General features: G+C 53.9%; 12 protein-coding genes. 2 read left to right on the top strand and 10 right to left on the bottom strand.

Translation table 11 applies throughout. From position 1 onward, the window contains the following. Positions 1 to 131: 131 nt before the first annotated feature. From secF to queA, 5 genes are all read right to left on the bottom strand, one after another. The gene (secF, locus tag F4V72_RS11895) at positions 132 to 1103 is read right to left on the bottom strand and encodes a protein translocase subunit SecF (protein WP_000046648.1); all 972 of its coding nucleotides are present in this window, start codon (positions 1101 to 1103) and stop codon (positions 132 to 134) included. Positions 1104 to 1113: 10 nt separating this feature from the next. Continuing rightward, the gene (secD, locus tag F4V72_RS11890; RefSeq protein WP_150342455.1) at positions 1114 to 2961 is read right to left on the bottom strand and encodes a protein translocase subunit SecD; all 1848 of its coding nucleotides are present in this window, start codon (positions 2959 to 2961) and stop codon (positions 1114 to 1116) included. A gap of 28 nt (positions 2962 to 2989) precedes the next feature. Beyond that, a complete protein-coding gene (gene yajC / locus F4V72_RS11885; RefSeq protein ID WP_000007628.1) occupies positions 2990 to 3322 on the bottom strand; it encodes a preprotein translocase subunit YajC in 333 nt (110 codons plus the stop codon). A gap of 22 nt (positions 3323 to 3344) precedes the next feature. Further along, positions 3345 to 4472, bottom strand: a complete 1128-nt coding sequence (gene tgt, locus F4V72_RS11880; RefSeq protein WP_000667308.1) for a tRNA guanosine(34) transglycosylase Tgt — start codon at positions 4470 to 4472, stop codon at positions 3345 to 3347. Positions 4473 to 4668: 196 nt separating this feature from the next. Then, positions 4669 to 5733, bottom strand: a complete 1065-nt coding sequence (queA, locus tag F4V72_RS11875; protein WP_053508575.1) for a tRNA preQ1(34) S-adenosylmethionine ribosyltransferase-isomerase QueA — start codon at positions 5731 to 5733, stop codon at positions 4669 to 4671. 93 nt (positions 5734 to 5826) lie between these two features. Here queA and acpH point away from each other — a divergent pair, with 93 nt between their 5' ends. Together acpH and F4V72_RS11865 are read left to right on the top strand one after the other, a co-directional pair. Further along, positions 5827 to 6408: an ACP phosphodiesterase gene (gene acpH / locus F4V72_RS11870; RefSeq protein ID WP_001009859.1), complete on the top strand. Its 582-nt coding sequence runs from the start codon at positions 5827 to 5829 to the stop codon at positions 6406 to 6408. Positions 6409 to 6617: 209 nt separating this feature from the next. Next, the gene (locus F4V72_RS11865; RefSeq protein ID WP_000244730.1) at positions 6618 to 7220 is read left to right on the top strand and encodes a peroxiredoxin; all 603 of its coding nucleotides are present in this window, start codon (positions 6618 to 6620) and stop codon (positions 7218 to 7220) included. Positions 7221 to 7291: 71 nt separating this feature from the next. Here F4V72_RS11865 and malZ read toward each other — a convergent pair whose 3' ends face one another. From malZ to phoB, 5 genes are all read right to left on the bottom strand, one after another. Next, positions 7292 to 9109: a maltodextrin glucosidase gene (gene malZ / locus F4V72_RS11855; RefSeq protein WP_114048631.1), complete on the bottom strand. Its 1818-nt coding sequence runs from the start codon at positions 9107 to 9109 to the stop codon at positions 7292 to 7294. Between the two features lie 161 nt (positions 9110 to 9270). After that, on the bottom strand, positions 9271 to 10641 hold the full coding sequence (proY, locus tag F4V72_RS11850; protein WP_023246145.1) for a proline-specific permease ProY: 1371 nt from the start codon (positions 10639 to 10641) through the stop codon (positions 9271 to 9273). A 74-nt stretch (positions 10642 to 10715) separates the two neighbouring features. Then, positions 10716 to 12035 (bottom strand): branched-chain amino acid transporter carrier protein BrnQ, encoded by a 1320-nt coding sequence (brnQ, locus tag F4V72_RS11845; RefSeq protein WP_023246144.1) that lies wholly within the window; start codon positions 12033 to 12035, stop codon positions 10716 to 10718. A 408-nt stretch (positions 12036 to 12443) separates the two neighbouring features. Next, complete coding sequence (gene phoR, locus F4V72_RS11840) at positions 12444 to 13739, bottom strand: phosphate regulon sensor histidine kinase PhoR (RefSeq protein WP_023246143.1); 1296 nt, start codon at positions 13737 to 13739, stop codon at positions 12444 to 12446. Positions 13740 to 13808: 69 nt separating this feature from the next. Continuing rightward, the gene (gene phoB / locus F4V72_RS11835; protein ID WP_000113921.1) at positions 13809 to 14498 is read right to left on the bottom strand and encodes a phosphate response regulator transcription factor PhoB; all 690 of its coding nucleotides are present in this window, start codon (positions 14496 to 14498) and stop codon (positions 13809 to 13811) included. Positions 14499 to 14516: the final 18 nt, after the last annotated feature.

The raw sequence follows: 14516 nt of genomic DNA, 5'->3' as shown, positions 1-14516 counted from the left end.
TTTCCCGCGAAGCCGGGTTTTTGGCAATCCCCGAAACGAAGAGACAGTTACGTCATCTTTTCGTGCTGGAGGCATATAGAAAAAATCCCGGTCATTCTGACCGGGATGTAGAGTGTGGCATCAAAGCCTGTTTACGGCAGAATAGACGGCTGATCCGCCCCTTCTTTTTCGACTTTCTGCTGCAGCATATGCTCGCGCTTCATACCGAGTTTCAGCGCCAGCGCCGATGCGACATAGATAGAAGATGCCGTACCGATAGAAACGCCGATCAGCATTGTCAACGAGAAGCCTTCCAGTACCGGACCACCGAAGAGGTACAGCATCAGAATCACCACTAACGTCGTACCGGAGGTAATCAACGTACGGTGTAACGTCTGGGTTAGCGACACGTTAAAGATTTCGTAAGGCGTTCCGCGACGGATTTTGCGGAAGTTTTCACGAATACGGTCAGAGACCACGATACTATCGTTCAGCGAGTAACCGATCACCGACATCAACGATGCCACAATGGTCAGGTCAATCTCGATATGGAAAAGCGACAGTATTCCCAGCGTAATGATCACGTCATGCGCCAGCGCGATAACCACCCCTGCCGCCAGTCGCCACTCAAAGCGGAAACCGACATAAACGAGGATAGAGATCAACGCCACCAGCAGCGCCATGGCGCCGGTTTGCGCCAGATCGGCGCCCACGCTTGGCCCCACGAATTCAATACGCTTCACGGCCGCATTCTGGTTGGTGGCTTCATTAATGATCGTCACTACTTTGCTGCCCAGTACCTGACCGCCGGTTTCGCCTTCGGTTGGCGGCATACGCACCATAATGTCGTGGCTGCTGCCAAAGTTCTGCAACTGCGGCTCTTCGAAGCCTGCTTTTTGCAGCGCTTCACGCATCACGTCCATTTCAGCCGGTTTTTCCAGCGTGATTTCAATCACCGTGCCACCGGTGAAATCCAGCCCCCAGTTAAACCCGCGCACGCCCATAATGACAATAGCCGCGATCAGCAACAGTCCGGAGATGCCGAATGCCCAGTAGTCCCAGCGCATAAAGTCATAGACTTTACGGCCGTGGTTTAGTTGTTCAACAGTGTATTCCTGTGCCACATCGCACTCCTCAGATTGACAGCTTAGTGACGCGCTTGCCGCCATATAGCAGGTTTACGATAGCACGCGTACCGATAATCGCGGTGAACATCGACGTCGCCACACCGATACCAGTCGTAATCGCGAACCCTTTAATTGCCCCGGTACCGACGGCATACAGAATGATGACTTTAATCAGCGTCGTGATGTTCGCATCGAAGATGGAACTGAACGCGCCGGCATAGCCTTCGTTGATCGCCTGCTGTACCGTGCGGCCATTACTCAACTCTTCTTTGATACGTTCATTAATCAGAACGTTGGCGTCAACCGCGACCGCAAGGGTTAACACGATACCCGCAATCCCCGGCATACTGAGCGTTGCTCCCGGCAACAGCGACATGATACCGACAATCAACACCAGGTTAGCCACTAACGCGCTGGTCGCAATCAGACCAAACTTCTTATAGAAGAAGATCATGAACAGAATGGAGACCACCAGACCGGCCAGACACGCTTCCAGACCTTGTTTAATGTTCTGCATACCCAGGGTCGGGCCAATGGTGCGCTCTTCAACGATCTGAATCGGCGCAATCAGGGCGCCCGCGCGCAGCAACAGCGAGAGCTGGCGCGCTTCGTTTGGATTGCTAATGCCGGTAATACGGAAGCTGTTACCCAGGCGAGACTGGATGTTGGCGATGTTAATCACCTCTTCCTGTTTCACCAGTACGGCGCGACCGTTAGCATCTTTCTTACCGCTGTCTTTATACTCCACAAACAGGGTCGCCATCGGTTTGCCGATGTTGTCCTTAGTGAAGTTAGACATGATATTGCCGCCTGCGCTATCCAGCGAGATGTTAACCTGCGGCTGGTTGTACTCATCCTGGCTGGACGTAGAGTCGGTGATATGGTCGCCGGTGAGGATCACGCGTTTGTACAATACAACCGGCTGACCTTCGCGGGTCTGCTTCACTTCGGAATCACCCGGTACGCGCCCGGCGGCGGCGGCGGCCTGGTCAACGTTGGTATTCACCAGACGGAATTCCAGCGTTGCTGTCGCGCCCAGAATTTCTTTCGCACGGGCGGTATCCTGAATGCCCGGCAGCTCAACCACAATACGGTCCGCGCCCTGACGTTGTACGACAGGCTCCGCGACGCCCAGTTGGTTAACACGGTTACGCAGAATATTAATGTTCTGCTGAACGGCGTATTCGCGCGCTTCGCTCAGACGCGCATCGGTCATTACCGCGCGAAGCTGATTGTCGCTCTGGCTGGAAATCACCAGGTCACGATGACGCGGCGTCAGATAGGCAATCGCCTCATCACGCGCTTTGCTGTCACGGAACGTGATGCTCAGCCCATAATTATCTTCTTTACGAACAGTGGTATAAGGAATGCCTTTTTCACGCAGATCGCTGCGCAGGCTATCGATATTTTGTTCCTGGAGTTTACCCAACGCGGTATCCATATCCACTTCCATCAGGAAGTGAACGCCGCCGCGCAGGTCAAGACCAAGCTTCATCGGATCGGCGTGAATAGCCGCCAACCAGCGCGGCGTAGCCGGCGCAAGGTTAAGCGCCACGACATATTTATCCCCCAGCACGCTCATCAGCGCTTCGCGGGCGCGTAGCTGGGTATCGGTGGTGTCGAAGCGCGCAAGAATAGCGCCCTCTTCCAGTGCCACAGACTTAGCGGGAATTTTTTCTTCTTGTAACGTTTTCTGGACCTGGATCAGCGTTTGCTCACTGGCGGCGACGCCGCGCACGCCAGTGATTTGAACAGCCGGATCCTCACCATACAGGTTGGGAAGTGCGTAAAGCAGGCCGACGACAATCACGACGACCAGCATAATGTACTTCCACAAAGGATAACGGTTTAACACGGCAGTTCCCTTTGGGAAAACGGAAATATTACAGCGCCTTCATGGTGCCTTTCGGCAGAACGGCAGCTACGAAGTCACGTTTGATAACCACTTCCGTGGTGTCATTCAGCGCGATGGCAATGTAGCCAGCTTCCGCTACTTTAGTCACTCGACCGACCAGACCGCCATTCGTCAGAACTTCATCACCTTTCGCAATGGAGTCCATCAGCTTTTTGTGCTCTTTGGTGCGCTTCTGCTGCGGGCGCAGGATCATGAAATAGAAAATCAGACCAAACACCACCAGCATTAAAATCAGAGACATCGGGCTGCCCTGCGCCGGAGCACCTGTTGCCGCTACCGCATCAGAAATAAAAAAGCTCATTCAAATTCCCTCATTATTAAAATTAATCAACGTTCAAAGGTGGAACGGGTCGCCCCTGACGTTGGTAAAACTCGGTTACGAAGCTCTCTAATTTACCCTCTTCAATAGCCTTGCGTAAACCCGCCATCAAACGCTGGTAGTAACGCAAGTTATGAATGGTATTGAGACGCGCGCCTAATATTTCGTTGCAACGGTCAAGATGATGCAAGTAAGCGCGTGAATAATTGCGACAGGTGTAGCAATCGCACTCGGCGTCAAGCGGGCTGGTGTCGCTTTTATGCTTCGCATTACGAATCTTCACCACGCCGTCGGTCACAAACAGATGACCATTACGGGCATTTCGCGTTGGCATGACACAGTCAAACATATCAATACCGCGACGCACGCCTTCCACCAAATCTTCCGGTTTACCAACGCCCATCAGGTAACGCGGTTTGTCAGCCGGGATCTGCGGACAGACGTGCTCCAGAATGCGGTGCATATCTTCTTTCGGCTCACCGACAGCCAAACCGCCGACAGCGTAGCCATCAAAGCCAATCTCTACCAGACCTTTCACCGAGATATCGCGTAAATCTTCGTAAACGCTGCCCTGAATGATGCCAAAAAGCGCATTTTTATTGCCAAGGCTATCAAAACGGTCGCGACTACGCTTCGCCCAACGCAACGACATCTCCATCGAGCGTTTAGCATAGTCCCAGTCTGCCGGGTACGGCGTACATTCATCAAAGATCATCACGATATCGGAACCGAGATCGTACTGGATCTCCATCGACTTTTCCGGATCGAGGAAAATCGGATCGCCGTTGATCGGGTTACGGAAATGTACGCCCTGCTCGGTAATCTTACGAATATCTCCAAGGCTGAAGACCTGGAAGCCGCCGGAATCGGTGAGGATCGGCCCTTTCCACTGCATAAAATCGTGCAGATCGCCATGCAGCTTCATGATCTCCTGACCCGGACGCAGCCACAGGTGGAAAGTATTACCGAGAATGATTTGCGCGCCGGTCGCTTCCACTTCTTCCGGCGTCATGCCTTTTACCGTACCGTAAGTCCCAACGGGCATAAAAGCAGGCGTTTCCACTACGCCACGATCAAACACCAGACGACCGCGACGCGCGCGACCATCGGTGGTATCTAACTCAAATTTCATTATCACTCCTGCGTCAGAAAAACAGTCTGACGTTTAACGACTCGCTACGGAATTATTCCATAGCTAATAAATTCCCGAAGGCGTCATCGGCGCAGCCAGTTTGGGGTCGGCCAGCACACAGCCACCGGAGCGTACACGCAGTACGTGAGGATGGCGAGCACTGCCCGGCGTCAAAATGGCAAGTGAGATAGCCTTCTTACGGACGCTCAAAAATAGCCTGCGGATTGTACGTGATAAACATCGCGTCCCCGTAGCTAAAAAAGCGATATTTTTGTTCCACCGCAGCCTTATAAGCATTCATGGTGTGCTCATAACCGGCAAACGCGGAAACCAGCATAATCAACGTAGATTCCGGCAGGTGGAAGTTGGTGACCAGCGCATCAATCACTTTGTATTGATAACCTGGATAAATAAAGATTTGCGTATCGCCAAAGAACGGCTCTATCAAATCGCTTTTTGCCGCCTGCGCCGCGCTCTCCAGTGAGCGTACCGAGGTCGTGCCCACGGCGATAACCCGCTTGCCGCGCGCTTTTGCCGCCAGCACCGCGTCGACCACCTCCTGCGGCACTTCCGCATATTCGGAATGCATGATGTGATCTTCGATTGTATCGACACGCACCGGCTGGAAAGTGCCCGCTCCTACGTGTAGCGTGACAAACGCCATTTCGATACCTTTTTCCCGAAGCGCCGCCAGCAGTGGCTCATCAAAGTGCAGCCCGGCAGTCGGCGCGGCAACAGCGCCCGGTTTTTCACTGTAGACCGTCTGGTACAGTTCGCGGTCGGCGTCTTCGTCCGGACGGTCGATATACGGCGGCAGCGGCATATGGCCGATGGCGTTGAGAATATCCAGCACCGGACGCTGGTCATTAAACTCAACTTCAAACAGAGCGCCGTGACGCGCGGTCATGGTCGCGTGAATGCTTTCGTCATCGCCCAGTAGCAGTTCCGTACCCGGTTTTGGCGCTTTAGAGGCGCGAATATGCGCCAGGATGCGTTTATCATCAAGCATACGCTCGACCAGCACCTCAATCTTGCCGCCGCTGGCTTTACGGCCAAAGAGCCGCGCCGGGATCACGCGGGTATTGTTAAAGACCAGCAAATCGCCAGGGTTGAGCTTATCGAGCAGATCGGTGAAAGTACCGTGCGTCAGCGCGCCCGTCGGCCCCTCTAATGACAGCAAACGGCAGCGACTGCGCTCCGGCTGTGGGTAGTGGGCAATCAGGGATTCGGGTAGTTCAAAGGAAAAATCGGTAACGCGCATGACTCTGACTCAGACTAAAATAAGAGGCGGGTAGTCTAGTGCCGGGGCGTTCCCGCTGCAACCGTTACCCGCGTTTTGGACAGAGAATCAATAATGAATTTTCTTGCTCACCTGCATCTGGCGCACCTTGCCGACAGCTCACTTTCCGGTAATCTGCTGGCCGATTTTGTCCGGGGAAACCCGGCAACGCATTATCCTCCTGACGTCGTAGAGGGTATTTATATGCATCGGCGTATTGACGTCATGACCGACAACCTGCCGGAAGTTCGTGAGGCGCGAGAGTGGTTCCGCCATGAAACGAGGCGTGTGGCGCCCATTACGCTGGACGTCATGTGGGATCATTTTTTATCGCGCCACTGGACGCAAATCTCTCCCGATTTTCCACTTCAGGCGTTTGTCGGCTATGCCCATGCGCAGGTCGCGACTATTTTGCCCAACTCCCCGCCGCGCTTTGTCAACCTGAATGATTATCTTTGGTCAGAAAAATGGTTAGAGCGTTATCGCGATATGGATTTCATTCAAAACGTGCTGAATGGCATGGCGAATCGCCGTCCCCGGCTGGATGCTTTGCGTGATTCCTGGTACGATCTGGACGCGCACTACGACGCGTTAGAAGAACGCTTCTGGCATTTTTATCCGCGTATGATGGCACAGGCCGCCCGCAAAGCGCTTTGACCGCCTGATAGCGAGGGCGCGCGTCAGATGCGCCGTTGGCAAAAAGATCGTCCGTTGTCATAAAGGGGTCATCATTACGATTTATAATGATCCGATCGATAGGCAAAAGCTGTCTCATTGATTGTCAAGACCGCATTGTTTTGTCGCTTCGCCCTCCCTATACTGCCCGCGTTGCGTTCTAAAACCCTTAATATTGCAGGAGAATTATTATGGTACTGGTTACTCGTCAGGCCCCAGATTTCACCGCTGCAGCGGTACTGGGTAGCGGTGAGATTGTTGATAAATTCAACTTCAAACAGCACACCAATGGTAAAACGACCGTTCTGTTCTTCTGGCCGATGGACTTCACTTTTGTTTGCCCGTCTGAGCTGATCGCCTTTGATAAACGTTATGAAGAATTCCAGAAGCGCGGCGTTGAAGTGGTCGGCGTTTCTTTCGACTCTGAATTCGTCCACAACGCATGGCGTAACACCCCTGTCGATAAAGGCGGCATTGGCCCGGTGAAATACGCGATGGTCGCCGACGTGAAGCGTGAAATTCAGAAAGCTTATGGTATCGAACATCCTGATGAAGGCGTTGCGCTGCGCGGCTCTTTCCTGATTGACGCTAACGGTATTGTTCGCCACCAGGTTGTAAACGATCTGCCGCTGGGTCGTAATATTGACGAAATGCTGCGTATGGTCGACGCGCTGCAATTCCACGAAGAGCACGGCGATGTCTGCCCGGCGCAGTGGGAAAAAGGCAAAGAAGGCATGAACGCCTCTCCGGACGGCGTGGCTAAATACCTGGCTGAGAACATTTCCAACCTGTAAGTCAGTGCATTGATAAAAGGCTCGCTATCGCGAGCCTTTTTTATGCGTGAGGTTTTACGAACCACTTCGCCTCAACGATTCATCCATACCGTCGCGGAAATCGCGGGTAAAGTAAGCCTCCCCTCGCGGATGTCACCGCTTCCCGTTTTACATTGCCATCCGGCCACGTTCAGCAACGGCGACGCTTCCAGCGCCACTTCACAGGCCTCGCCCCGGTTAATCGCCACCAGCGCCCGCTGCTGCTGATAAACCCGCACGAACACCACTACATCACCTTCGGCATACAGCGCCTGGCATCCGCCACGACGCAGCGCCAGACTGCGCTGGCGCAGTTTCACCATACGCTGGTACAGCGCCAGCAAGTTACCGTCCTGCTTGCGTTCGTCCCACGGGAACGGTTTGCGGCACAGCGGATCATTCGCGCCGTCTACGCCGACTTCATCGCCATAATAGATACATGGCACGCCGGGCCAGGTAAACAGCCAGACCACTGCCAGCGGCAGGCGCGCCTTGTCTTTACCCAGCAGGGTCTTAAAGCGCGCGGTATCATGGCTGTCGAGTTGATTAAACATGCGCAGTTGTTGCTGGTGCGATAATCCGGCGCGGTAGTTATCCATCCACGCGATACAGGTCCGGGCATCGATATGCTGCGGCTCGTAAGCGATATCAGTTTTGGCGAGAAATCCCCACAGCGGGAAGGTAAAACCGCGATAATTCATGGCGGCATCTTCCACGTCGGCCTGTAGCCACTGCCGCGCATCGCCGAAATGTTCTCCCACAATATAGGCTTCGGGCTGCGCCTCTTTTGCCGCCCGGGTAATGCCGGCGACATGCTGCAAATTGTTGCGCGCCCCACCCGCCTCGCCCAGCATATGTACGACATCCAGCCGCCAGCCGTCCATATTCCACGGCGCCTTTAGCCAGTGACGAACAATACTGTCCTCACCGCGATAGATCTCATCCACCAGCGTTTCTGATTGATAATCAAGTTTCGGCAGGCTCGGATAACCCAGCCAGTCCAGCGCCACGCCTTGTGGCGAAAAGGAGTACCAGTCGCGCCACGGCGAGTCCGGATGATGGCACGCGCCGCCAGTGCTGCGGTTATGCCTGTCAAACCACGCGTGCGAGTCGCCGCTATGGTTAAACACGCCATCCAGCACCAGTCGCATGCCCTGCGAATGCGTTTCACGCCGCAGGCGTAGCAGCGCCCGATCGCCGCCAAATTGCGGATCGACATGGCGATAATCTTCCGTGTCATACTTATGGACGCTCGGCGCGGTAAATACCGGGTTCAGATATAGCGCTGTGACGCCCAGTTTTTTCAGATACGGTAGCTTCTCGCAAATGCCATTCAGACAGCCGCCGTAAAAGGTGGAACCGCCCGCCTGGATGGTTAAAGGATCGTCCCAGTCACGCAGCACAATCTCCTGCCCCGCGGCATGATGGTAATACACTCGGTCCTGATCTGCTTCACGCGTCTCGCTGCGGGCAAAACGATCCGGGAAGATCTGATAAAAAATTTGATCGGCGACCCACTGTGGGCCGCTATCCGGCGCATCAACCGCAAATTGTTCCAGACGCGCAGGCGGAAAACGGCTAAATCCCTGCGGCGTAAACCATCGCTGACGGTCATGCCAAAGCAATTTAAAGCTGTAACGGCGACGGGGCTGCCCTAACGCGATATCGAGCGTCGCTCGCCACGCCGTCACGCCCGGCTGCGGCTGGCGGCGCTGTTTGCGCATCGCCAGCGAGATTTCTTCATTATCGAATTCTGAGCGCAACGTCACGCGAGAAGGCGGATTTTCTCCGCTCAGCCACAACGTAATGATTAATTTATCGTTATGTTGCTTCACAAATGGGGCAACCGGTAGGTGCCAGGCATTCAACATCTCGTATCCCCTCTACTGAAAATGGGGTCACCTTGCCACAGGGATTTAAAGGATAACTCATCATCCGAGGGTTTATTAGGGGAGGAGACGCAAGGAGGAGAAGCGGCTCCGCTTATCCGGCCTACAGTTGCCTGCAGACCGGATAAGGCAGAGAAAAACGACTACGCCTGCGCCAACTGACGGTCGCGACGGCGTTTAAACATCCAGCCAATCAACAGCAAAACTATCCAGGCGAAGCCCACATACAGTGAGATGCGGGTATCCGGATGATAGCCGATAAGCGCAATAATGAAGACCAGGAAAATCAGACCCACTATCGTCGTTACGACACCGCCCGGCACCTTAAACTTCAGCGCTTTTACCTCTTCCGGCGGTAAACGACGACGGAAGGCGATTTGCGACAGCAGGATCATAATCCACACCCATACTGTCGCAAACGTCGCCAGGGAGGCAATCACCAGGAAAACGTTTTCCGGCATGATGTAGTTCAGATAAACCGCAAACAGCAGCGCAATCGTCATCACCAGCACAGTGACCCACGGAATACCACGGCGTGACGTTTTGGCAAAGATTTTCGGCGCGCTCCCCTGCTCCGCCATACCATGCAGCATACGGCCTACGCCAAACACATCGGAGTTGATAGCGGAAAGCGAGGCAGTCAATACCACAAAGTTCAGAATGCTGGCGGCAAAGGTAATCCCCATATGCTGAAACGTCAGCACAAATGGGCTACCGTCCGTGCCGACCTGATTCCACGGATAGATAGACATAATGACGAACAACGTGCCGACATAAAATACCAGGATACGCATCGGTACCGAGTTAATGGCCCGCGGAATGGATTTCTCCGGGTCTTTCGCTTCCCCGGCGGTGATACCGATAATCTCAATCCCGCCGTAAGCGAACATCACCATTTGCAGCGACATGATCATTCCCAGCCAGCCATTGCTGAAGAACCCGCCGTTGCTCCACAGGTTATGAATGCCGGTGGGCTGCCCGCCGTTGCCAATTCCCCACACAATGATACCGATACCCGCGACAATCATGATAATAATGGTGGCGACTTTGAAGAAGGAGAACCAAAACTCCAGCTCGCCAAACACCTTGACGCTCATCAGGTTGATGGCGCAAATGATCAGCACCACGCTAAGCACCCAAATCCAGTGCGGCACGGCGGGGAACCAGACGCCCATGTATATGCCGAACGCGGTCACGTCGGCAATGGCGACGATCAGGATCTCAAAACAGTAGGTCCAGCCGGTGATATAGCCCGCCAGCGGGCCGAGGTTTTCCTGCGCATAGCGCGAAAATGAGCTGGCGGCAGGGTTGTGAACGGACATTTCCCCCAATGCGCGCATAATGATATATGCCGCGACCCCGCCAATAATATAGGCCAACAGCACGCTCGGCCCCGCCATTTTGATGGCGTCCGCCGAGCCGTAAAACAGGCCGGTGCCGATTGCCGAACCTAATGCCATAAAGCGAATGTGCCGGGTACTCAGCCCACGCTTTAGCTTATTATTGCTTTCCATCAATTTCTGACCTATCAACACAATAAAAAACCACGGGGCGTTAAGCCCCGTGGTGTACACATATGTCAGCGATTTTAGTGAGCGCTGGAGGCCACCTGTCGACCCGCCGCGCGATCCCAGATAATCGCCAGGATCACCATCACCACCGTTGGCATCAACCACGCCAGTCCTTGTTCCGCCAGCGGCAAACGCTGGCTCCAGGCTGGCAACACATCGCCAAAGGCAGATGCTTTGATGCCGTCAAGGATACCAAAAAGCAGGCTGATAAACATTGCCGGTGCGATGATGCGGGTGGAATTATGCCACCATGAGCGGGTAAAACTTAATACAACCAGTGCGATACACGGCGGATAGATAGCCGTCAGCACCGGAATGGAGATTTGAATCAGATGGCTCAGTCCGAGGTTTGACACCACCATAGAGAAGCCGCCGAGGATAAAGACCAGCGTCCGGTAAGACAGCGGAATATACTGCGCGAAGAACTCAGCGCAGGCGCAGGTCAGCCCCACCGCCGTCACCAGACAGGCGATAAAGATTAGCGCCGCCAACAGGAAGCTTCCCGCGCCGCCAAAGGTATGCTGAACGTAGGCATGAAGAATCGCCGCGCCGTTCGCTGACTGATCGACCAACGTCGCGCTGTCAGAGCCTAAGCGGAACAAGGCAAGGTAAAGCAGCGTCAGCCCCACGCCCGCCATCAGGCCGGCCCAGACCGTGTAACGCGTCAACAGGCGCGCTTCGGTAACGCCGCGAGAACGCGCCGCGTTCACAATAACGATACCAAACACCATCGCGCCCAGCGTATCCATCGTCAGATAGCCGTTCACAAATCCGTTAGAAAAGGCCGCATTCTGATAAGCGTCCAGGGCGTTGCTGATTGGACCGGCAGGCCAAACGATAGCCGCAACGGAAAGGATGACCAGCGCAATAATTTTCAACGGCGCCAGGAAATTCCCTACCGTATCCAGCAGCTTACCCGGATAGAGGGAAACCAGAATAACGATAGCGAAATAGACCACGCTGTAAATCAGCAACGGCATTGCAGAATCGCCGGTCAACGGAGCGATACCGACCTCAAACGACACCGTCGCGGTACGCGGCGTCGCAAATAACGGCCCGACGGCCAGATAACAAACGGTCGCCAGCAGGAGGCCCGCCACTTTACCAATCGGCGTACTGAGGCTGTCTACGCCGCCGCCGACTTTCGCCAGCGCCACAACGGTAAGAACCGGTAGACCCACGGCGGTAATCAGAAAGCCAATAGCGGCTGTCCAGACGTGTTCACCCGCCTGCAAACCGACCATAGGAGGAAAAATAATATTGCCTGCGCCAACGAACAGCGCAAATGTCATAAAGCCCAGGGCGATGATATCGCGCGATTTTAACTGATGGGTCATAAAGTCTTACTGCCTGTGGATGGTGATGTTGTAAACATTAAAATTTTTGCCTTTCCCGGAGGATTATAAAGCGGCGTTTTTTATCAATTTCAGCGGGAAAAACTCCCGGACCGATGCGGCGAAGAATTGTTTTTCGATTTACCGCGCAAATGCAGCCGTAATGACAGCACCTGGAGCGCAATTTAAACGCTTATAACGTTTTAAAGCAAGGTGGGATCTAAAAACCAGATGAATATAGCGATATGAAATTTACAACCAGAATAAAACACCATTCTCATGAAAAAGTTATGGCTAATCATGCGAACAAAAAACCACCAGACGTTGAAAGTTTCAGCGCCCCCGCATTAACTGCAAAGAAAATAAGCCAGCATCCGCTGGCTTATGGAAAGTTATACTTACGAAAGGTAATTAGACGCTATTTTTGGCAATTAAACGTTCCGGCAGAACAAAGCTAAATCGCGTTCCTTTACCAGGCAAACTGTCGACTTCAAGGCGGCTTTCATGATGATTCAGCGCATGTTTCACAATCGCCAACCCCAGGCCGCTGCCGCCCGTTTGACGCGAACGCGCTTTATCGACACGGTAGAAGCGTTCGGTCAGACGAGGAATATGCTCAGCGGCAATCCCCGGACCGTTATCTTGTATGCAAAACTCAGCGCCATGCGCGACATGTCGCCAGCTCACCGTAATATGCGTTCCCGCCGGCGTATGGTTTACCGCGTTATACACCAGGTTTGAGATCGCGCTGCGTAGCTGCTCTTCGTTGCCCAGAACGCTAAGACTATCGTCGACCTCAAACGTAAAGGTATGCTTCTGCTGGCTGAGCGTCTGCGCTTCACGCTCCACGATCCGCAGCATCATCGGTACATCCACTTTTTCATTTAATAACAGCGCCGGGGCCGCCTCAATTTTAGATAACGTAAGCAATTGTTTTACCAGCCCTTCCATACGATACGTTTGCTCGCGCATCGTATGCAGCGCTTTCTCTCGCGTCGCCCCCTCCAGCGCCTGTTCCTGCATCATTTCCAGATAGCCTTGCAATACCGTCAATGGCGTACGCAACTCATGACTAACGTTGGCGAAAAAGTTACGCCTGGCGCCTTCAAGCTGATGCATTTGCGTCACATCGCGCGCCACCATCAGGAGTTGTTTATCGGTATAAGGCATGACACGGATCTCCAGGTGCCGCCCGGTATTCAGCACCAGATGAAGCGGACGGGTGAAATCACGCGTTTTTAAATACTGGGTAAACTCCGGGTAACGCAGCAGATTGAGAATATTCTGCCCGCTGTCATCCGGCCAGCGTAGCCCCAGTATCTGTTGCGCCAAACCGTTACACCAAAAAATGCCGCCCTCTTCTGTGGTCAGTACCACTGCATCAGGCAGCGACTCCGCGCCGCTGCGAAAACGTTTAATCAGGTTCCCCAGCTCGCGGCGGCGCTTCTTATTTCGCAACTGCATCTGGTGTAAACCGTATAACAGCGGCTCCCAACTTCCCCGTCCCGGCGGCGGCGTCATACTTCTGTCGACCCAAAGCCACCAGGAGAGGCGCAATAAATTCCAGAAATGCCAGGCAAGCAGTCCCGTCACCGCCGCCAGTAAAAACCACGGCAGATAACCAAAAAAAGCGCTAAGGATAAGCGCGGGGATGCAACAGAGCACCAACTCCAGCACCAGCCTTTTCCATGACAGCCGTTCCAGCACGCGTCATACTCCCTCAAGAATGGAAAGCCTTCTCCGCCAGAAGCCTGTGATCTACTGGCGGAAAAGGCATTAAAAGCGGGTCGAAAAACGATACCCTGTCCCGCGTACCGTTTGCACCATCCGGTCGTGGCCGCTGTGCTCCAGCGCCTTACGCAAACGGCGAATATGCACGTCGACCGTCCGGTCTTCAACGTACACATTGGTGCCCCAGACATGGTTGAGTAGCTGTTCGCGACTATAAACCCGTTCCGGATGCGTCATAAAGAAATGGAGTAATTTAAATTCGGTCGGCCCCATATCCAGTGGGCTGTCGCCGGTCATCACGCGATGAGAGCCAGGATCAAGGCTCAGTCCCTGCATCTCGATCACCTCTTCGACCGCCATCGGTGAGATACGCCGCATAACGGCCTTAATGCGCGCCACCAACTCCTTGGGGGAAAACGGCTTGGTAATGTAATCGTCAGCGCCGGTTTCCAGCCCGCGCACGCGATCTTCTTCCTCACCTCTCGCCGTCAGCATAACCACAGGAATATCCCGGGTCATGGCTTCACGTTTGAGATGTTTAATAAACTGTAACCCAGACCCGCCGGGCAACATCCAGTCAAGAAGGATGAGATCCGGCCAGGGTTCATTAAGTTTATTCACCGCACTGTCATAATCTTCGGCTTCTACGGGCTGAAAGCCATTTTGTTCGAGCACGAAGCACACCATTTCACGGATCGGCGCCTCATCTTCTACGACCAGAATACGTCTCGCCATAATTTGCCCTGTTAGTCG

Source organism: Salmonella enterica subsp. diarizonae, assembly GCF_008692785.1.
Lineage (GTDB): Bacteria > Pseudomonadota > Gammaproteobacteria > Enterobacterales > Enterobacteriaceae > Salmonella > Salmonella diarizonae.
This window is presented reverse-complemented; position numbering and strand designations above follow the sequence as displayed.

Excerpts from the sequence above, each read along its gene's own strand:
- yajC (WP_000007628.1), bottom strand. The coding sequence starts at position 3,322 with ATGAGCTTTTTTATTTCTGATGCGGTAGCGGCAACAGGTGCTCCGGCG.
- tgt (WP_000667308.1), bottom strand. The coding sequence starts at position 4,472 with ATGAAATTTGAGTTAGATACCACCGATGGTCGCGCGCGTCGCGGTCGT.
- queA (WP_053508575.1), bottom strand. The coding sequence starts at position 5,733 with ATGCGCGTTACCGATTTTTCCTTTGAACTACCCGAATCCCTGATTGCC.
- acpH (WP_001009859.1), top strand. The coding sequence starts at position 5,827 with ATGAATTTTCTTGCTCACCTGCATCTGGCGCACCTTGCCGACAGCTCA.
- F4V72_RS11865 (WP_000244730.1), top strand. The coding sequence starts at position 6,618 with ATGGTACTGGTTACTCGTCAGGCCCCAGATTTCACCGCTGCAGCGGTA.
- malZ (WP_114048631.1), bottom strand. The coding sequence starts at position 9,109 with ATGTTGAATGCCTGGCACCTACCGGTTGCCCCATTTGTGAAGCAACAT.
- proY (WP_023246145.1), bottom strand. The coding sequence starts at position 10,641 with ATGGAAAGCAATAATAAGCTAAAGCGTGGGCTGAGTACCCGGCACATT.
- brnQ (WP_023246144.1), bottom strand. The coding sequence starts at position 12,035 with ATGACCCATCAGTTAAAATCGCGCGATATCATCGCCCTGGGCTTTATG.
- phoB (WP_000113921.1), bottom strand. The coding sequence starts at position 14,498 with ATGGCGAGACGTATTCTGGTCGTAGAAGATGAGGCGCCGATCCGTGAA.